A 19,076-nucleotide genomic window follows, 5' to 3' on the forward strand; every position below is an offset into this window, starting at 1 on the left:
GGTCACGGCTCGACGAGCCGCGCCCCCGTCGAACCCGGCAGGGGCCAGGCGTACGGGCCCTCCGGTTCGTCCAGCCACGCCCACGCGTGCTCCGCGCCGACCGTGACGCCGTAGCGCCGCCGGTCCGGCATGCCCTCGCGCTCCCACAGGGCGTACGCCTCCTGGGGGTCGAGGGTGCCCCGGGTGAGGTCCAGCAGGAAACGGAACAGATCGCTCTCCCTGGCCCGGCGCGGAACCCCGCCGAGCGCGACCGGCTCGGATGCGGGCCGGCCCTGCCCGCGCAGGGGGACGAAGTAGGCGGGGGTGTGCAGGAAATGCCCCTCGGCGTGCTCCCGGTCCCGTACCGTCAGCGCGACCAGGCCCGTGGCCAGCGGGGTCAGGACGATCGCGCCCGGCCTGCACTGGGCGATCCAGGCGCGCGGCACCGACGCCAGCCGGCAGGTCGCGACGATCCGGTCGAAGGGCGCCCGCTCCGGCACCCCGCGCGCCCCGTCCCCGGTGACGACGGCCGGGTGGTAGCCGGCAGCGTCGAGGTGCCGCCGCGCGGACTCGGTGATCTCCGGGTCCAGGTCGACGGTCGTGACGTGGTCGTCGCCGAGCCGGTACGACAGCAGCGCCGCGTTGTAGCCGGTCCCGGCCCCGATCTCCAGCACCCGGTCGCCGTCCTCGACCCGCAGCTCGGCCAGCATCAGCGCCATCAGCGAGGGCTGGCTGCTGGAGGAGAGCAGCTCGCCGTCGCGCAGCCGGGTGGCCAGCGGGGTGTCCTCGTAGGCGCCGCGCACCCACCGCTCGCGGGTGCGCGGGTCGGGACTCTCGCCCCAGCGCCGTTCGCATCCGCCGACGCCGCTGACGTAGTAGTACGGCACGAAGAGGTGGCGCGGGACCGTCGCGAAGGCCTGTTGCCAGCGCGGGTCGGCGGCGAAGGCACCGCTCGCCGCGACGGCGCGCACCATCGCGGCCCGCGCCGTGGCGGCGAGGTCCTCGAGGCCGTGGTCGAGGGCGTGCGCGCTCATGCCTCCACTGTGCGGCCGAACCCGCGCCGGGGCGAACCTGGTGGTCCCGGGGCCGGCGTCCTCGTGGTCCTAAGCCCTCAGTCCTCGGTCTCCCCGTCTGAGACCATGGGGTGGTGAAAGAGATTCGGCGCGGCACGCTTCAGGAGCAGACCTTCTACGAGCAGGTCGGTGGGGAGGAGACCTTCCGCCGGCTGGTCCACCGTTTCTATGAGGGAGTCGCCGAGGACCCGGTCCTGCGGCCCATGTATCCCGAGGAGGACCTGGGCCCGGCCGAGGAGCGCCTCGCGCTGTTCCTCATGCAGTACTGGGGCGGCCCGACGACCTACAGCGACAACCGCGGCCACCCGCGGCTGCGCATGCGGCACGCGCCCTTCGTGGTCGACCGGGCCGCGCACGACGCCTGGCTGAAGCACATGCGGGACGCGGTGGACGGGCTCGGGCTCTCCGAGGAGCACGAGGAGACCCTGTGGAACTACCTGACGTACGCGGCGGCGTCGATGGTGAACGCCCCGGAGTGAGTCCAGGACGTCCTTCGGGGTGACCGCGTCAGGGTTTGCCGCCGGCGGACTCTCACGGGGTGCTGCCGGCCGACGTCCAGCAGGTGCGGTGGCGTCGGCGCAGGACGCTCAGGGATGCCGGGGGCGGACGCTGAGGGACGGCGTCCCGAGCCCCGCCCCCGCCCGGCGTACGGCGATCGACCCGTACGGCGTGCGCAGCCGCAGCCACGCACCGGACGAGAGCAGCGCGAGATCCGCCCCGGCGCCCGCGGCCCGCAGGAAGCCCAGCGACTGGGCCGCGTGGACGGCCCGTACGGGAAGCCCGGTGTCCGCGACCGTCCGGGACCAGATCTCCCGACCGATCCGGTCGAGTTCGGCCCGCTGACGGCTCTCGGCCGGCAACGCCTCGCTGCGGCGCCGGAACTCGCCGACGGCCGCGGCGACCGTCGCGCGCAGCGCGTCCGGCTCCGGCAGTCCCTCCTGCGGACGCCAGCCGCCGCGCGGCGGCAGCACACCGGCCCACGGCGGCCCGGTCACCGCCCCCGGCACGGCGGCCGTCGCCCCGGCCTCGTCCACACCCTCCAGCAGCTCGCCGGCGGACACGGTGACGTCCAGGGTGGCCTCGAGTCCGTCCTCGTACGGCTTGGCCAGCCGCACGGCGCGGATCGCGAGGACCTCGAAGGAGGGCGGCCGGCCGAAGACGGCGAGTGCGGTCCCGGCCGCCTGCAGCCTGACCGCGGCTCCACGGTCGTAGTGGAGCAGCCGGGAGAGGAAGGCCGCGAGGTCCGCCGCCTCCCCCTCGTCGGCGAGGTGGAGCACCGTCATGCGGCGACGGCCTCCTCGGCGTCGTCCCGGTACTCCTCCAGGAACTCACGCTCCTCGGCGGTGAGCCGGCGCGGGCGCTGCGCCTCGAAGTCGAACGGCACGATGACCGTCGACGCGGTGACGTAGACGTGGTCGCCGTCCTTCACCTCGTAGGTGATGGTGAAGGACGCCGCCCTTATCTGCGTGACCCACAGCTCGATGTCCACGGGCGAGTGCCGGTGGACGAGCTGGCGCTTGTAGTCGATCTCGTGGCGCGCCACCACGGACCCCTGCTTGAAGTCCTTCTCCGGGCGGAACAGGAAGTCGATACGGGCTTCCTCCAGGTAGCGGAGGAACACCACGTTGTTGACGTGGCCGTAGGCGTCCATGTCCGCCCAGCGCAGCGGGCAGCGGTAGATGTGCCGCAAGATCGATCAGCCCCGGGTCAGCTTCTTGTAGGTGGCACGGTGCGGACGCGCCGCGTCCGGGCCCAGCCGCTCGATCTTGTTCTTCTCGTAGGACTCGAAGTTGCCCTCGAACCAGAACCACTTGGAGTCACCCTCGTAGGCGAGGATGTGCGTGGCGACCCGGTCCAGGAACCACCGGTCGTGGGAGACCACCACGGCGCACCCGGGGAACTCCAGCAGCGCGTTCTCCAGGCTGGAGAGCGTCTCCACGTCCAGGTCGTTGGTCGGCTCGTCGAGGAGCAGCAGGTTGCCGCCCTGCTTGAGCGTGAGCGCGAGGTTCAGACGGTTGCGCTCACCGCCGGAGAGCACACCGGCCGGCTTCTGCTGGTCGGGACCCTTGAAGCCGAAGGCCGAGACGTACGCCCGGCTCGGCATCTCGACCTGACCGACGTTGATGTAGTCGAGCTCGTCGGAGACGACCGCCCAGAGGGTCTTCTTCGGGTCGATGTTCTCGCGGCTCTGGTCGACGTACGAGATCTTGACGGTGTCGCCGACCTTGATGTCGCCGGAGTCCGGGGTCTCCAGACCCTGGATCATCTTGAACAGGGTCGTCTTGCCGGCGCCGTTCGGCCCGATGACCCCGACGATGCCGTTGCGCGGCAGGGTGAAGCTGAGATCGTCGATGAGGACCTTCTCGCCGAAGGCCTTGTTGAGCTTGCTGACCTCGACGACGACGTTGCCGAGACGCGGGCCCGGGGGAATCTGGATCTCCTCGAAGTCCAGCTTCCGCATCTTCTCGGCCTCGGCGGCCATCTCCTCGTAGCGGGCGAGGCGGGCCTTGGACTTGGCCTGACGCCCCTTGGCGTTGGACCGCACCCACTCGAGCTCTTCCTTGAGCCGCTTCTGCCGCTTGGCGTCCTTCTGGCCCTCGACCTTGAGCCGGGTGGCCTTGGTCTCCAGGTACGTGGAGTAGTTGCCCTCGTACGGGTAGGCGCGCCCGCGGTCGAGCTCGAGGATCCACTCGGCGACGTTGTCGAGGAAGTACCGGTCGTGGGTGATGGCCACGACGGTGCCCGCGTACTTGGCGAGGTGCTGCTCCAGCCAGTTCACCGACTCGGCGTCGAGGTGGTTGGTGGGCTCGTCGAGGAGCAGCAGGTCGGGGGCCTCCAGCAGCAGCTTGCAGAGCGCGACGCGGCGCTTCTCACCACCGGAGAGGTTGACCACGGGCCAGTCGCCGGGCGGGCACCCGAGCGCGTCCATGGCCTGCTCGAGCTGCGCGTCCAGGTCCCACGCGTTGGCGTGGTCGAGGTCCTCCTGCAGCTTGCCCATCTCGTCGAGCAGCGCGTCGCTGTAATCGGTGGCCATCAGCTCGGCGATCTCGTTGAACCGGTCGAGCTTGCCCTTGATCTCGGCGACACCCTCCTGGACGTTCTCCAGGACGGTCTTCTCCTCGTTGAGCGTGGGCTCCTGCATGAGGATGCCGACGCTGTAGCCGGGCGAGAGGAACGCGTCGCCGTTCGACGGCTGCTCGATCCCCGCCATGATCTTCAGAACGGTCGACTTACCGGCACCGTTCGGGCCGACCACACCGATCTTCGCGCCGGGCAGGAAGTTCAGCGAGACGTCGTCAAGGATCACCTTGTCGCCGTGTGCCTTGCGCGTCTTGCGCATGGTGTAGATGTACTCAGCCAAGAGAAACCGTCCGGCAGCTTGAAATCTGGCAGTGGGCAGATACACCCCATCTTGCCGGACGGCTACCCCTGGGGGGAAACCCGTTCAGTCGGGGGGCTGTGACCTGGGGGTTCGGGGTTGACGACTGGAAGCGATCTGTCACTGTCGGTCGCTGTCGAGTGACCTCGGGCAACCTCGCACGGCCCGGAGACAGCCCAGAGTTGACCGCGGCCCCTTCGATCGGCTGACCGGGCACCTCCAGAGCAGGCCCGCTTGCGCCTCGGCCGACGAAAGCCAGCCATGACGCCGGGCACGCAGCACGGCGGGGCGCGCATATGCCTCGCCGCATCCCCACCGGCCCCAGCCACGGCTGCCTAATGTGTTCCTTCGAGCAGGCCGACAGCCGCGGCACCCTCACTGCCGGCCATCTCAAGCGAGCCATTCGCTCAGCACAGCCACAACTGACCATCGGCAGCCGTGACCTGCGGCCGTCTAACGGATCAACGCTGCTGCCTGTGCCGGCGTCCCGGCCGGGGCGAGCAACCCGGTCGACTATTTCTTCAATCCATGGCGACGGTGCCGCCTAGACCGGCCAGGCGCAGTGCCAGGTTCTGGGGCGAATCGATCAGTTTGTGGCGGCCCTTGGTGGATTCCAGCGCGGCCACGACAGGGCTCGATAGGAACGCGATCAGCTCGTCCACCTCCTGCCGAGAAGGGCGGGGGGTGAACTCCTTCCGCAAGGCGTAGATGATGTTCTCGACACTGATGTACCCATCGTCGACGGGGTCGTCGTCCACGGCTTCCTGGAAGGCCACATCGATGATCCTGCGCATCAGCAGCGAGCGCCGCTCCAGCGCCTGGTATCGCTCGGTCAGGTCGTCGCTGAACGTGTCGACGCGGGAGAAGACGTCCCGCAGTTCGGTGAGGGGCATCGGGTTTCGCGAGTGGTGGTCGAGCAGAGTGGCAAGGTCCTCGATGCGCAGCAGGATGACCTCGTTCTCCGCAGCCCAGTTCTTGAGCCGTGGAGCGAATTCCGGCCCCACGACGACTACGTGATCGGCTTTGTGCTTGCGCTTGTGGTCACGCAGTGCGTCGAACTTGACGCTGGACTCGGCGACCTGCCCGTTCCCTGAGCTTTTCGCGTCCACGATGATCCGGTATCGATCCTTCGCGGCCAGTTGCGCGATACACAGGACGTCCGTGCGGCCCGCGCCACCGAGGTGCTCGGCCTTGAACCCGAGGAAGGCGAAGGCGCGACCAACGGCCTCCTCGAACTCCCGGCTGTCCGTCCCGACATTGCCGTACTGCCGCAGCTGGGCGATGACCGTCTCGGACGCTGGAGTACGGGGCGCGTCCACATGTTCTGAGGGATCGGTCTTTTCTGGGACTGCTTCGACTGGCAGCTGAAGAGTCAGTCTCTTCGCGAAACTCCGTCCAGCCGCGGTGACACGGAACCGCTGCCAGTCCACTCGCTCAACCAGACCCGCCTCCTGGAGGAATGCGAGCCTGAGACGGACCTCTCCGTTCGAGGCCTGGGTGTAGCCGTACGTCTCCTTCGCCACGGCTACCAGCATCGAGGTGGTCGCGGGCTTGTCCAAATGGCGCAGGATTTCACCGAAGAACAGATACCGCATATGCAGATGGGCGGCGAGCAGTCTCTCGTTCCCCTCGTCAACGACTTGGTGCGCGTCCTCGCTCGGTGCGAAGCGGTTGAACGACGTCTGCTCGACGAGTCCGGTGTGCCGTAGGGCGTGCATCATCGTGGTAAAGGACCTCTTGCTGATGCCGAACTCGCTGGCGCACAGCTCGCTGAACTCTTCAAGGCCCGTGCCGTCGCCCAGCAGGGCGACTAGCCTGCGCAGGGCGGCGGTCGCCGTCAGAGTCGAGTCCCCGTCGCGGCTGTCGGAAGCATTGCCCCGAGGAATGTACCCAATCAGAGCACGGCGATTCCTCAGGTCGACCTGCTCCAACTGCCCGGAATCGCCAAAGAATGCCAGCTGCCCTTCCTCGCCACCGTCCGGCTCGGCAGCCTCTTCCTCTTCTCCGCGGGCGCTCTCAGGCGGACAGAGCGGGAGGACTTCCAGCAAAGCGTCTCCCAGTTCGGTCCTGACGACCCGCTGGCCCCACAGCTCGATCATCCCCAGACTCCTGAGCCACCCCGTACGGTCTCGCACGGGTGACAGGCTTGTCCAGTTCAGCCCGTATGCCTCTGTCGCCACCTTCAGCAAATCCGCATGCTTTGTCTGGTCCCCGATCGCCAGTAGGAGCTCGCCGAAGAACTTCACCTGGGCATGCAGGTGAGCGGCCAGGAAGGAGTCGTCCTTGCTCTCCAGCCATTGCGCTGCGTAGGCGCTCGGCTGCCACCGGGCTTCGTCGGTCCGCTCGGCGAGGCCTGGAGCGGAGAGCACGCGCCGGCACAAGTCCTCGCAGCGGGCACTGACGTGCTTCCCCTCTGGCGTCCGCCACTCCAGTGATTCCGCGCCTTCGCAGGGCAGTTGAGCGAGCACCTGTCGGAGTAGATCCGCCTGAGCCTCCGTGCCCCCCTGGATGTAGCCGAGCGAGTTACTCCGGTCGCGCCACGGCCTGGCGGGTACGGGCTGGCGGTTGTGCATCTGATCCCCCTTCACTGCGGTACTCGCATCTCTCCGCCTGAGAGTAGAGGGATCCACCGACAACGACGGCAAGCATCTCGGAACGGATCATTGAGGTGTACAACTCAGTCGACGGTGACTTATTCGAGTACGTGACAGGCGTCTTGCCCCGTCACGTTGAGGTGGCTGGCAGATGAGCACCGCTTTAGGAGTTCGCTCCGTCGGCCACCCCTGAAGCTTTGACGACCTTGTCCGCCTTGCGTGTTCGGTCGCTCAAGACTGCTTGTGTACGCCATCGTTGAGGTCAGCTGGTGATGTCAGGTTGAATGGCGCGATGGAACGCGTTGAGGCAGAGCTGTTCACGGACGGTGGGAACAACGCTGTGGTGCGCCTGCCACCCCGTCGGTTCCCCGGCGTCTTGATCCAGGGTGACTCTCTCTCCATCATCCGCAGCGACGTTGCCGAAGTCGTTGAAGCCTGCGCCCGGGGCGACCTCGCCGAGGCACGGGAAACGGCCGGCCTTCTGCTGGCCGACCTTGATGAGCTGCTGGCGCGGTACAACGCCGCGCTGGATGCCCACAAAGTCCCACGGCCGTACTGATCGCAAGGCTCTGGTCTTTGAAAGCTGGATCGCTGCCTTGTAAGGGCGGACGTGATCGTCGGCATGTTCACCAGGGTCACTACGACTGTGGCGGCAGCCCCAGTGAGCGGCGCATCTCGACTGCGGTGGGCGCGAGAATTGCTGCTGTGAACGAACAGTGAGGGCCGTCAGCAGGCGGACGGCCTCACGCATGATCGAGGTCAGGGCCAGTTTTGGCGTGCCCATATCACGTAGTCGACAAGGCCTGGGCCGCCGGCCGCGTAGTTGACCATTTCTCCATCCGCACTGTCCGATGACTGAACCGCAATGATGCGGGGATTGTCCGCGCCGAAGAAGGCGAACATCGGGCCGCCGGAATTACCGGGCGTTACGTCGCCGTAATGGTGGCATTCTATGCCTCCATTGATGTCACTATAGGCGGCGTTGATACTTATGCCACTCTCGAAGCTGGCCCCCAGGAACCACATGTTTCCGGGGTAACCCATGTTCATCCACCACCGCTGACCGTTCCAAGCAGGGGTGTAGTGTCCCAGTCCGAAGTAACCCAGTGGGCCCCCGAGCGGCTCGTACAGTCGGCAAACAGCCCGGTCGTAGGCCGCTGTCGCGCCGCCCGCCAAGTCTGGGTCGAAGCCACGTACATCCGAGACGTAGGATTGAACGCCAGCGCCATGGAGCGACTTGCCGTTGTAGTACGCAGGCACGAAACGCATCCACCAATTGCCTGCTGAAACGTCACCCCATGGCACCACATGGCCGGCCGTGAGGAGAACGCGGTCGCCGACGAGTGCCCCTGAGCCTGCCATTCCCGCGCTCGTGAAGATTTTACCCACGCAGCCCCAGGGCCAGCTTGTCTCGTTTAGTTCCTGCCGGTTGTCGGGACCGATGACCCATCTCGGCTGGAGTGCACCCCCGTCCAGCGGTTTGATCGGTTTCCTTCTGCGGCTCGGAAGAACGCGCGGCACATAGAATAGGTCGAGCCACTCGGGTCGATAGGGTGCCGCATCAGCGTCGTGATCGGTCCCGGACATCAGCTCTCCCGGAAAGCCGCGGATCGCCGTTCTGCCAGGCAAGGCAACGTCGCCGACGCTCCCAGTCGGCACATCGACACGCCACAAACCATCCACGCGAGAGATCTCCGGCTCTGGGGGGCCATCACCATCGGTGAAGACATGGATGCGCTGGCGGCTGGCGAGCTCAGCCACCCCGGCTGGCCGTTCCCCGGTTCCTAGGCTGGGCCGCAAACTGCGTAAGTTCCCATGGCGTTAGGGGCCGCGCGCCGTTCCTGGCGTAGCGCAGGGGCGCCATCGTCTGCTTTTGAGTAGTCATCAATTGTCTCCGGGGTGACTGGATGGCGATCAGGCTTGGCTGCTTGTTGTGCCACGAAGCAACTGGTAGACGCAGCCCGGGAGTCTGCGTGAACCGTACGGAAGGGGTGCCGTATGCCGTCTCCAGCAGAGCCCTGGCAATCACGGCGTACTTTGTTCCTCCTTCCATGCAACCACTGCTCAGCCGGAGTCGCATCCGTCGCGGGTCGCTTTCTCTGTTTCTCGGCTTGACAGCGGAGGCAGGTGACCAAGACGGCAAGAGGGGCTCTGCACACCGCAGGGAACCGGGCGCTGCAGAGTTCGGACGACAGACCCTGGAGGCATCACGGCGCGCGGCGATACAGGCTGACCCATCGACACATTCGGCAACTAGATGGGCCGTGACTGCTATCCCCCCGATCCTACATATGCGTCCATAGGGACGCTGGAGTTGCTTTGGCGCCAGTGATCGCGGCCCCGTAAGCTTCCGGCGCGTCGGGCAGTCCGTGGACCTGTTGTCGGTTGTCGGTTGTCGGTTGTCGGTTGTCGAGCAGAGATACCGGGCTGTGCTTGCGGTCCTGGCGGGTGCGACGGTGCGGAGGTCGCCGCTCAGTGGGCGTGTCCAGGCAGACGGTCAGCGGGTGGAAGTCCCGAATGACCGGGGCGGTTGACCCGGGGTTTCGGTGCCGCGATCTCAGTTGTCTCGCGGTGATGACGAGCTGAACGTCCCGGTCGCTTCGAGGTCGCCGTGCCCGGCGCGCGATCGGTTCGGTCAGCGGTCCAGGATGAGGCGGGAGAGGGTCCATTCGAGTACGGGGCGGTTGATGCCGGGCTGCACCAGCTCCACCAAGGTGGCAGCGGAGGTGATCACGCGCAGGTCGTCGGCACGGGCGAGGGCGAGCCAGGCGGTGACCGTCCGGTCGCGCAGCACGGCCTTGGCCAGTCCTTCGCTGTCGAGCACGAGCGTGCCGCCCGGGGCGGCGGGCGAGCGCGTCACGCCGCGTTCGCCCCGTCACCGGTCTGCTGTGCGCGCGCCTGGTGCAGCTGATCGCGCAGGGCCTGCACCTCTTCCTCGGTCACGGGGCCGTGCTCGGCCTCCGCGACCTGGATGAGCTCGTTGAGGTTGTCGCGCTCGATCTGCCGGGCGACGGCGGCCGCCGCGTAGGCGGACAGCCCGGAGGGTCCACTGCGGGCGCGAGCGGCTTCGGCGATGTCCCGGGGCATCGTGATCGAGTACTTCTGGGTGGGCTCGCTCATGCCCCTTGTGCCACCGCGGATGCCACCGCCGCTGGAGTGCCGAGGGCCGTCCCTCAGCCCCGCGTCCGGTTCTCCTTCCGTCCCGCCAGGAGGAGGGCCGCTCCGCCGATCACCACCAGGCCGATGGCTGTGCCGGCGATGAGCGGGGTGGTGCTGGAGGAGCCCGTTTCGGCGAGGTTGGTGTCGGTGGCGGTGGTGCCGCCGACGGTGGCCGGGCTCGGTTCGCTGAGGGTCTGGGTGGTCAGGCCGGAGATCTCCGCGGTCTGGGTCTTGCAGTCGAGGACACCGGTGAAGCGGCTCTCGGTCCCCTGCGGGCCGCTGATCGTGAAGTCGTAGGGCTGGTCCTCCTGGAGCGGGATCGTCACCGTCCGGGACGTGCCCGCCGGGATGGCGTGCTCGGCGCCCAGCAGTTCGAAGGTGAAGGCCTCGTCGCCCTGGTTGGCCACGGTGATGTCCACGCCGCTCCTGGCGCAGTTCTTCGCCGCGGACAGCGCCGGTACGGCTCCCTGCTTCGCCCAGGTCGCGCTCGCCGTCGCCGACACCGTCGACTCGCTGGAGCCGGCCAGGATCTGGGTCTGGCTGCGGCTCTCGGAGGTGAGGGCGCGGCCGACGGGGACGGTGGTGGAGGCCGTGACCGTCAGTTCGGCGGAGCCGGCCTCGGCGTCGGCGGGGACGTCGAAGAACAGCTGGGTGCCGTCCTGCGCGGAGGTGACCGGCCGGCCGTCCTTGCCGACGATCCGCACCCCGCTGATGTCCGCGTCCATGGGCGGCGTCACCGTCACCGCGCTCGCGTCGGTGTGCACCGTCACCGGTCCGACCGGTTCGCCCGGGTGCCCGGAGACGGCCGGCGCGTCGAGGGTCAGGGACGCCTCCGGCTCGGCGGTGTCACGGGCGGCCTTCTGGAGGTAGTCCGCGAGCTGTTCGGCCTGCGGGTCGACGGCGTCGACGTCCGCGTCGTCCGAGTAGCGCCAGATGGCCACCTGGGTGCCGGCCGCCGCGTCCTGTTCGGTGAGTCCGCCGTCGATGCCGGCCTTCCCCGCCAGCGAGGCGAGGTCGTTGACCTGGGGGTAGGAGTTCTGCAGGATCCAGCGGATCCTGCCCGCGTCGTCGTTGGCGCCCAGCGAGGTGCCGCTCCACGGAGTCTCGTGGTACTTGGCGCCGCCCTGGGTGGGGTTGTGCAGGTCGACGCAGTAGGTCTGCAGGGTGCCGCCGCCCTCGACGGACATCTCGAACAGGCCCGCCGAGACCTCCTGGTCCCCGCTGTCGTCGTGGATCACGGCGGCGCCGTACGTCTTGAGGCCGCCTATGGTCGCGGTGGCTCCGCCCTGGGTCTGCGTGGTCCCGTCGGCGACGGCCGTGCCCGCGGAGGCGATCACACCGGCGGCGGCGAGTCCGGACACCAGCGTCGCCACGGCGAGCCGGGCGGTGCCCGGCCGGCGCGCGAACGGCGCGGAGAACGAAGAAATCAACGCAATTCCCCTTCGAGCAGGACCCGTTGACGTGGGGGGTACGGTCCCACCAGCCGAATCAGAAGCCCCGTGAGCCACGTGGAGGCATCCTAGAGAGGCCCGCGCACCCCGTTTCGCGGTGATGTCGTCGGATGGACGATCCGACTCGTAATCGTTATCGCCAAGATCGTCCGAGGGCGGCGCGGGATCGGGGCTTATCGACAAATCCACCGCGCGAGAGGGGATTTACCCGCCGATAAGCCGTTGTCCGGTCAGCTCTGGGCACTGTGTGACATCACGTCACCGCCACCGGCTCACGTCGTGGCCGGTCCTCCGGCGCGCCGGCGTCCATCGCCGGCGCGGGTGTCTCCCACTGGGGTTCCGGCTGCCCGGTCGCGCCGGCGGCGGCTGCCGGTTCCGGCCGGCCCGAGCGGCGGAAGGCCGACGTACCGCGCGCGATGTCGTGACCGATCGCCACGGCGTCGATGTCGGCCGACGTCCAGCCCTGCTGCCCCTCGCGCGTCTCCGTGCGCACCTTCAGCCTGCCCTGCACGATCACCGGATCCCCCACGCTCAGCGAGGCGACCGTGTTCGTGGCGAGCTGGCGGTTGGCCCACACCGTGAAGAAGTTGGTGTGCCCGTCGGTCCAGGCGCTCTTCTCCCGGTCCCAGTAGCGCGCGGTCACCGCCAGCCGGAACCTCGCCGACGGCCCCGCCGCCAGTTCCCGGTAGACCGGCTGCGTCGCCACGTTGCCGACCGCGCACACCATCGTCTCGTTCATGCTCGAACCCCTCCCGTTCGTACGGCTGCGTCTGCCACGGCGACCGCGTCCGTCGCGATCGCCGTGGAGCCAGACTGCCTCCGCCGGGCCGGGCCCGCCGAGCCCTGTGGATCACCACCGGCCTGTGGACAACTCCGCCACCCGGACGGGTGAGCCAGGGGATCCACGCCGGTCAGCGCACCCCCGCCCCCACCACCTTCCCGTACTGCTCCCGCACCTCCCGGTACCGCAGCAGTTCCGCCGCCAGGGGATCCAGGACCCGGGCCCGGCCGCACCCGGCGGCCGCCTCCCGCAGCCGCCGTTCCGCGTCCTGCCCGTACCGCCGGGCCGGCCCGCGTGCCGCCATCCGGCAACTCCCCTCCACGAGCGGCCCGCCGATGATCCCGGCCACCATCAGCAGCACCGGAACGCCCAGGTTCGGCGCCATGACCCCGGCGATCTGCCCCACCAGCCACAGCCCGCCGACGATCTGAAGGAGCGTCATGGCCGCCTGCGCCATCACGGCCACCGGCCACCATCCCGGCCGCGGCGGACGCCCCGTCGGCAGCGCGGCCCGGGCGGCCAGCTCGTCCAGCGCCTCGGGCAGCCCCTGGGAACCGCGTACGGCAGCCTCCCGCACCGCCTGCGCCCAGGGCGCGGGCAGCCCGGCCGAGGCCCGTTCGGACACGGTCCGCACCGCCTGTTCGACGCGCTGCCGTGCCGTGGCCTCCTCGTCGGCCTGGGTGCGGACCGGAAGCCGGCCCGTGGGCGAGTCGCCGCTGTCCTGGCACCACCGCCACAGCCGCAGCCAGGGCGTCCCGCAGGCGCGGTTGGCGTTGCGCAGCCAGGCGCGTTCGGCGGCCTCGCCCGCCGCGGTGGCGCCCACCGCGTCCGCGAGCCGGTCGGCGAACTCGTCCCGCGCCTCCTCGCTGAGCCCGGTGCGCCGCCCGGTGACGTAGACGGGCCGCAGCCGGCCCGCGGCGGCGTCCACGTCGGCCGAGACCCGGCGCCCGGCCGCTCCCCGCTCCGCGACGAACTGGCCCAGCAGTTCGCGCAGTTCACCGACGCCGTCCCCGGTGAGCGCGGACATCGCGAGCACGGTGGCACCCGGTTCGCCGTACTCGCCGAGCGCGATGCCGTCCTCGTCGAGCAGTCGGCGCAGATCGTCGAGGACGAGTTCCGCGGCCTCGCCGGGCAGCCGGTCGACCTGGTTGAGGACGACGAACATCACCTCGGCGTGGCCCGCGAGGGGCCGCAGATAGCGCTCGTGGAGGACGGCGTCGGCGTACTTCTCCGGGTCGACGACCCAGACGACGGCGTCGACGAGCTTGAGGATGCGGTCGACCTGTTCGCGGTGCTGGACGGCCGCGGAGTCGTGGTCGGGCAGGTCGATCAGGACGAGTCCGCGCAGCTGCGCCTCCGCCTCCGGGCTCTGCACCGGCCGCCTGCGCAGCCGGCCCGGGATGCCGAGGCGGTCGATGAGGCTCGCGGCGCCGTCGCTCCAGGTGCACGCGATGGGCGCGGCGGTGGTGGGCCGCCGGACGCCGGTCTCCGAGATGGGGACCCCGGCGAGCGTGTTGAACAGCTGGGACTTGCCGCTGCCCGTGGCGCCCGCGATGGCGACGACGGTGTGCTGGCCGGAGAGCTTGCGCCGGGCCGTCGCCTCGTCGAGGACCTGGCCGGCCTCCGCGAGCGTCCTGCTGTCGAGGCGGGTACGGGAGAGACCCACGAGTTCGCGCAGCGAGTCGAGCCGGGAGCGCAGCCGGCCGTCGTAGAGGGGCGGGGCCGCGGACGGTGCGGCGGCGGCCCTGCTCTCCGCCACGGCGGCCTGCTCGGCGGCGGACGGCTGAGCGGCGGACCCCTCGTTCACCCGGCGCGCGATGAGTCCGTCGTCCCAGACACCGGGCGGGTCCGCGGGGGCGTCGGCGCGGGCGTCGGCGGGAGATTCCGGACGGGCTTGCGCGCGTGGTTCGCCACGGGGTTCCGCACGGCCCGTGGTGTCCTCACCGCCGCGGTCGCTCACGCGCGCGTGGCCGGCCGGGCCGTCGCCGACGGGCTGTCCCTGCGCCTGCGCCCGGTCCGTGGTCTTCGGGGGCGTCGGCTCTGCCGACGGGTCTCCGCCGGACGTGTCCTGGGCGGCCCGGCCGCCGTCCTCGCGACGCGTGTTGTCAGTGTGGCCCGAGTGGTCCGAGTGGTCCGTGTGGTCCTCGTCAGTGACGGCGGTCACCGGTCACCTCTCCTTCTGCAGTACGGACAGCGCGGCGATGAGTTCGGCCTGGGGTTCGGCGTGGACGTCGAGTCCGTCGAGGGGGGCGAGGCGACGCTCGCGTTCGGCGTGCAGGACGCGGTCCAGGTGCTCGGTGAGCAGCCGTCCGCCGCGGTCGCGCAGCCGCAGCGCGCCGTGCGCGCCGAGCCGTTCGGCGAGGCCCTCGCCCGCGGTGCGGGCGCGGCGGCCGCCCAGCAGGACCGTGGCGACGAGGGCGGCGACCGTCTCGGGTTCGGGCGCGGTCCCGCGTTCCAGGGCGCGCACCTCGTCCTCCGCGTACTCCTCCAGCTCGCGCCGCCACCGCCGTACGGCCAGCCCGATGCGGTGTTCGGCGTTCTCCGGCGAGGAGTCGGTGTCCGTCAGGGCCGGGGCGGCGGAGGCCGGTTCGCGGCGCCAGGCCTCGTCGACGCGTTCGTCGGCGGCGGTGACGGCGCACAGCAGCAGGGCGCCCAGACTCTCCATCAGGGCGTCCAGGAGTTCGCCGGCGGTGCAGTCCAGCGGGAAGGCCCGCCAGCGCTTGAGCGCGTCCCCGGCGAGCACGGCGCCGTTCTGCAGCCGGCCCCGCACGCGCGCGTACTCACTGTCGTACGCCTTCTCCACCGCGGAGGTGAGCCGCAGGGCGGCCGCGTACTGCGCGGCGGCGGCACCGGCGAGTTCGGGCATCCGGGACTTGAGGGAGTCGAGGACGCCGTGGGCGGTGCGGGCCAGCACGTGGTGGCGGGCGGCGGGGTCCTGGGCGTGATGGACGAGCCAGGTCCGCAGCGGGGCCACGGCGGTCGCCGGGAGCAGTCCACCGCCCCAGGCGGACTCGGGCAGTTCGGGCACGGTGAAGCGGGGTACGTCGCCGAGGCCCGCCTTGGTGAGGAGGGCGCCGTACTGCCGGGACACCTCGGCGACGACCTGGTGGGGCACGCGGTCCAGGACGGTGACGAGGGTGGCGTTGTACTCCTTGGCGGTGCGCAGCAGATGCCAGGGCACGGCGTCGGCGTAGCGGGCGGCCGTGGTGACCATCACCCAGATGTCGGCGGCGCAGATCAGTTCGGCGGCGAGGACGCGGTTGTCGGCGATGAGGGAGTCGATGTCGGGCGCGTCGAGGAGCGCGAGGCCGGGCGGGAGGGTCTCGGCGGTCTCGATGCGCAGTACGCGCCGGCTGTCCCCGCCGGGCGGCAGGAGGTCGTCCGCCGAATCCTGCTGGGGTACCCACATGCGGGTGAGGCCGGGCAGGACCCGCATACCGCTGAACCAGTGATGGTCCTCCGGATGGCAGACCAGCACCGGGGTCCGGGTCGTCGGCCGCAGCACGCCCGCCTCGCTGACGCGCCGCCCCACGAGGGAGTTGACGAGCGTCGACTTGCCCGAGCCGGTGGAGCCGCCGATGACGGCCAGAAGCGGCGCTTCGGGCTGTCTGAGCCGGGGCACCAGGTAGTCGTCCAGTTGGGCGAGCAGTTCGTCGCGGTTGGCACGCGCGCGTGGCGCCCCCGCCACGGGCAGCGGAAAGCGTGCGGCGGCGACACGGTCGCGCAGGGCGGAGAGTGCGTCGAGCAGCTGAGGCCGTACGTCCAAGGTCACCACATGCGAAGAATGCCCAATTTCAGGGGATTTATGAAGCATATGGGCATGTCTGCGCGCCGACAGGACACAAGGGGCGGAGGGGACGACTGGGACACAGGCACAGCCCAGGCATAACGAGTGCACAACACCCGGGGTCCGAGACGCCAAAAGCGATGCACGATTCGCACCTGCCTGCGATTATCAGGACCGCTTCACCGAACCTCCACATTGAGCCACGGAGGCGAAGCAACCAGGACAAGGAACCGGGAGCCCTATCCTTGTCCCCGGCAACGTCACGGATCAGCCCACACCCGGGCAGCACGTACGAGGCCACCACACCGGCCCCCGTAGCTCAGTGGATAGAGCAGGCGCCTTCTAAGCGCTTGGCCGCAGGTTCGAGTCCTGCCGGGGGCGCAAGTCTCCGCCCTCCCTATGGGAGGGCATTTTGCTGCTCAGAGGCGATTGAGCGGGCTCGACAGCGGGGCCGCACGGGAGCGGCGGAGCCCCCTCGTGGAGCCATACTCGCCATGCGGGAAAGCATCCCGTGGGGGACCGAGCAGAAGAGGCGGCAATCCCATGAGCAGCGGCAGCAAGGGGCTGGAGAAGGTCGAAGTGCGGCTGAAGTGGGACCCGAGCCCCTTGGGCCGGCCGCCCCATCATCTCGACATCATCGCCGCGACCTATTCGGCGGACGCCCCCTACGGGCAGCCGGTGTACATCGTCCATTTCGACAGCCGCTCGCCGGACGGCACCATCAACATGAGCCGGCACAGCCAGACCGGGCAGGGCTTCGGCTACGTCGAGGCGATGACCCTGGAACTCGACCGCCTCGCGCCCTCCTTCGCACGGGTGGTCGTGGGGGTGGCCATCCATCAGAACACCGGGCCCAAGTTCTTCGGGGACCTGTCGAACGCCGGAGTCCTGGTCGTCGACGGATACACGGAACTGATGAAGGACGACTTCGCGCAGATCGCCGGATCCACCGCCGGGACGGTCGCGGAGTTCGCCAAGGACACCTCGGGAACGTGGGAGTTCCACGAGATGGTCCGGGGGTTCGACAGCGAACCGGCGGTCTTCAGCGCGGAGATGGGTTCCGTCCCGCGGCTCTGAGCGCGCGACAGCACGAGGGACCGAGGGGTTCCCGTCGCCCTCCGGCAGCCTCCACCAGCACCCGTCGGGCGCATGTGAGACCGGTCGTCGTCCCGCCGGGACGGTGGGGCGGGCCGGTCGGCGAGGACGCGATGATCCTCCTGCCCGTCGTCCGGGCCGGCCTGCTGCTGTTCCCGGCGGGACTCATCACCGCTTCGCAGCCCGGTGACCGGTTCCGCCGGCGCCGCGCTCCCCCGATCCGGCGGCCAGGGCCTCGGCGAACGGTCCTGACGCGCGGAGTGGGCCCCGGCCCGTCGTCGCGCCCGGCTTCGCCGAGGTGATGGGCGGCGCCTTCGACGCCGAGGACGCCCCCGGCGGCGGCCTCACCATGGCGCTCACCCCGAGGCCGGCTCCCGGCCCGCCGGCGGACCCCGATCGCGCGGATCCGCACGCCGACCGGCTACGACCCCGAGCTCCCCGGCGAGCGGTCCACCTCCGGACCGCCCCCTGAAAGCCGGCTGCCGAACCGGCCTCCCAGGCCCTCGCGGCCCCTTGGCCGATCCCCGCCCCTCGACCCGATGCGTGATGAACTCGCGAAGAATTGACGGGAGTTGTGAAAGGTGGCAAGAATTCGCCTCACTTCGCTGTGCCTGAAGTGAGCGAAGTGACCCGAGTGACGGCAGCGGCGCCGCCCAAGGGCGCCGGCGCACGTGCCGTCCACACTCGGCCACCCCCCACCCACTCGACTCCCCAGAGGCAAACTTGTCGCGTTCGCAACGCACCAGAACGCTGGCTGCGCTCGCCGCAACCGCTTTCACCGCTGCCGCCCTGCCCGTACTCGGAGCAACCGCGGCGAGCGCCACGACGAGCGCGGGCTGCCAGTCCGCGACCGTCCAGTACCGCATCGTCGACACCGACGGAAACCCCGTGGGCGCCGACTGGACCTCACAGGGCGGGTTCCACCTCTGGGACACCGCCCCCGGCGCCGTAGAGGTACGCCTGGCCCCCGGCCAGAAGATCGGCGACGGCTGCACGTACCCGGTCTCCCTGGCCGAATACACCACCGAGGGCTCCAGCTGGTACACCTCGGGCCACCAGACACTCGTCGACAAGGCCACGGTCCACCTGACCGCCGCGGACGTCGCCGACGCGAACGACACCGGGCGGTCCTGGCAGAAACTGACCGTGAAGACGCCCGACTGCTACGGGCAGATAGACCTCTACGGCGACGACGTCATCTACGACGGCAAGTCCGAGGACGGACACGGACCCGCCCCGTACGAGCCCGACGGCGTCATCACGCCGTACCACCTCATCGCCGCGTGGAACGGCGGCGACAAGCCCTGCACCCCCGAGGAGCCCGGCACGCCCGCCCCGACTCCCTCCGAGTCCACGCCGACCACCCCCAGCACCCCGACCGGCCCGGCCGACAGCACGCCTCCCGGCGAGGAGACGACTCCGCCCGCCACCCCCGAGCCGTCCTCCAGCACCCCGACCACGACCTCGGACGTGCCTCCGCTGGAGTCCACACCGCCCGCCACGCCGAAGCCCTCGCCCAGCGGCAGCACGCCGCCACTGGCGGAGACCGGTTCCAGCGCGCCCGTCGGCCTGATCGCCGGTGGCGCGGCCCTGGCGGTCGCCATCGGGGCCGGGGCGGTCTACGCCACCACCCGCACGCGTCGCTCCTGACGCGGAGGGGGACGGGGCGCCGCCACCCGCGGCGCCCCGCCGTCCGCCGGCCGTCAGGACGGGCCTCGCACGGGGCGACCGTCCCGGTCGGCGGACGGAACACCGCCGGGACGACCACGGTGGACGTA

The 19,076-nt window shown here is 70.0% G+C and carries 15 protein-coding genes, 1 tRNA gene and 1 pseudogene; 5 read left to right on the forward strand and 12 right to left on the reverse strand.

Annotation, left to right across the window (positions count from 1 at the left end; genetic code table 11):
• Nucleotides 1–2: 2 nt before the first annotated feature.
• Nucleotides 3–1,013 carry a methyltransferase domain-containing protein gene (locus tag ACFY30_RS31245; RefSeq protein ID WP_390848500.1) on the reverse strand — a complete coding sequence of 337 codons (1,011 nt, stop codon included), beginning with the start codon at nucleotides 1,011–1,013 and terminating at the stop codon, nucleotides 3–5.
• A gap of 113 nt (nucleotides 1,014–1,126) precedes the next feature.
• On the opposite strand from ACFY30_RS31245, the gene ACFY30_RS31250 reads away from it, so the two are divergent.
• Entirely contained in the window at nucleotides 1,127–1,531 is a 405-nt protein-coding gene (locus ACFY30_RS31250) for a globin (protein WP_390848501.1), read from the forward strand.
• 108 nt (nucleotides 1,532–1,639) lie between these two features.
• Here the strand turns inward: ACFY30_RS31250 and ACFY30_RS31255 are convergent, their stop codons facing one another.
• The 4 genes from ACFY30_RS31255 to ACFY30_RS31270 all read right to left on the reverse strand — a co-directional run bounded on the left by ACFY30_RS31255 (nucleotide 1,640) and on the right by ACFY30_RS31270 (nucleotide 7,004).
• Nucleotides 1,640–2,335, reverse strand: a complete 696-nt coding sequence (locus tag ACFY30_RS31255; RefSeq protein ID WP_390848502.1) for a hypothetical protein — start codon at nucleotides 2,333–2,335, stop codon at nucleotides 1,640–1,642.
• Entirely contained in the window at nucleotides 2,332–2,742 is a 411-nt protein-coding gene (locus ACFY30_RS31260; protein ID WP_390659969.1) for an acyl-CoA thioesterase, read from the reverse strand. The genes ACFY30_RS31255 and ACFY30_RS31260 overlap by 4 nt, the downstream gene beginning before the upstream one ends.
• A 6-nt stretch (nucleotides 2,743–2,748) precedes the next feature.
• Nucleotides 2,749–4,413 (reverse strand): energy-dependent translational throttle protein EttA, encoded by a 1,665-nt coding sequence (gene ettA, locus ACFY30_RS31265; protein WP_390659970.1) that lies wholly within the window; start codon nucleotides 4,411–4,413, stop codon nucleotides 2,749–2,751.
• A gap of 539 nt (nucleotides 4,414–4,952) precedes the next feature.
• Nucleotides 4,953–7,004 carry a restriction endonuclease gene (locus tag ACFY30_RS31270; RefSeq protein WP_390848503.1) on the reverse strand — a complete coding sequence of 684 codons (2,052 nt, stop codon included), beginning with the start codon at nucleotides 7,002–7,004 and terminating at the stop codon, nucleotides 4,953–4,955.
• Between the two features lie 313 nt (nucleotides 7,005–7,317).
• Here ACFY30_RS31270 and ACFY30_RS31275 point away from each other — a divergent pair, with 313 nt between their 5' ends.
• Complete coding sequence (locus ACFY30_RS31275; protein WP_390848504.1) at nucleotides 7,318–7,584, forward strand: DUF6959 family protein; 267 nt, start codon at nucleotides 7,318–7,320, stop codon at nucleotides 7,582–7,584.
• Nucleotides 7,585–7,784: 200 nt separating this feature from the next.
• On the opposite strand, the gene ACFY30_RS31280 is transcribed toward ACFY30_RS31275, so the two are convergent.
• The 7 genes and pseudogenes from ACFY30_RS31280 to ACFY30_RS31310 all read right to left on the reverse strand — a co-directional run bounded on the left by ACFY30_RS31280 (nucleotide 7,785) and on the right by ACFY30_RS31310 (nucleotide 16,191).
• The gene (locus tag ACFY30_RS31280) at nucleotides 7,785–8,786 is read right to left on the reverse strand and encodes a trypsin-like serine peptidase (protein WP_390848505.1); all 1,002 of its coding nucleotides are present in this window, start codon (nucleotides 8,784–8,786) and stop codon (nucleotides 7,785–7,787) included.
• An 851-nt stretch (nucleotides 8,787–9,637) separates the two neighbouring features.
• Nucleotides 9,638–9,885, reverse strand: a pseudogene (locus ACFY30_RS31285) (DNA-binding protein); the annotation flags it as partial.
• Complete coding sequence (locus ACFY30_RS31290; RefSeq protein ID WP_390848506.1) at nucleotides 9,882–10,145, reverse strand: CopG family transcriptional regulator; 264 nt, start codon at nucleotides 10,143–10,145, stop codon at nucleotides 9,882–9,884. The pseudogene ACFY30_RS31285 and the gene ACFY30_RS31290, both read right to left, overlap by 4 nt.
• 53 nt (nucleotides 10,146–10,198) lie before the next feature.
• Nucleotides 10,199–11,614 carry a Cys-Gln thioester bond-forming surface protein gene (locus ACFY30_RS31295; protein ID WP_390848507.1) on the reverse strand — a complete coding sequence of 472 codons (1,416 nt, stop codon included), beginning with the start codon at nucleotides 11,612–11,614 and terminating at the stop codon, nucleotides 10,199–10,201.
• 274 nt (nucleotides 11,615–11,888) lie between these two features.
• The gene (locus ACFY30_RS31300; RefSeq protein ID WP_390848508.1) at nucleotides 11,889–12,374 is read right to left on the reverse strand and encodes a single-stranded DNA-binding protein; all 486 of its coding nucleotides are present in this window, start codon (nucleotides 12,372–12,374) and stop codon (nucleotides 11,889–11,891) included.
• Nucleotides 12,375–12,546: 172 nt separating this feature from the next.
• On the reverse strand, nucleotides 12,547–14,580 hold the full coding sequence (locus ACFY30_RS31305; RefSeq protein WP_390848509.1) for a GTPase: 2,034 nt from the start codon (nucleotides 14,578–14,580) through the stop codon (nucleotides 12,547–12,549).
• Between the two features lie 3 nt (nucleotides 14,581–14,583).
• On the reverse strand, nucleotides 14,584–16,191 hold the full coding sequence (locus ACFY30_RS31310) for a dynamin family protein (protein WP_390848510.1): 1,608 nt from the start codon (nucleotides 16,189–16,191) through the stop codon (nucleotides 14,584–14,586).
• A 320-nt stretch (nucleotides 16,192–16,511) separates the two neighbouring features.
• Between ACFY30_RS31310 and ACFY30_RS31315 the strand changes: the two genes are divergently transcribed.
• From ACFY30_RS31315 to ACFY30_RS31325, 3 genes are all read left to right on the forward strand, one after another.
• Nucleotides 16,512–16,584: transfer RNA gene (locus tag ACFY30_RS31315), tRNA-Arg, on the forward strand.
• Nucleotides 16,585–16,746: 162 nt separating this feature from the next.
• Entirely contained in the window at nucleotides 16,747–17,280 is a 534-nt protein-coding gene (locus ACFY30_RS31320) for a TerD family protein (protein WP_390848511.1), read from the forward strand.
• Between the two features lie 741 nt (nucleotides 17,281–18,021).
• The gene (locus ACFY30_RS31325) at nucleotides 18,022–18,948 is read left to right on the forward strand and encodes a hypothetical protein (RefSeq protein ID WP_390848512.1); all 927 of its coding nucleotides are present in this window, start codon (nucleotides 18,022–18,024) and stop codon (nucleotides 18,946–18,948) included.
• Nucleotides 18,949–19,076: the final 128 nt, after the last annotated feature.

This window comes from Streptomyces sp. NPDC000345 (assembly GCF_042898825.1).
GTDB lineage: Bacteria > Actinomycetota > Actinomycetes > Streptomycetales > Streptomycetaceae > Streptomyces.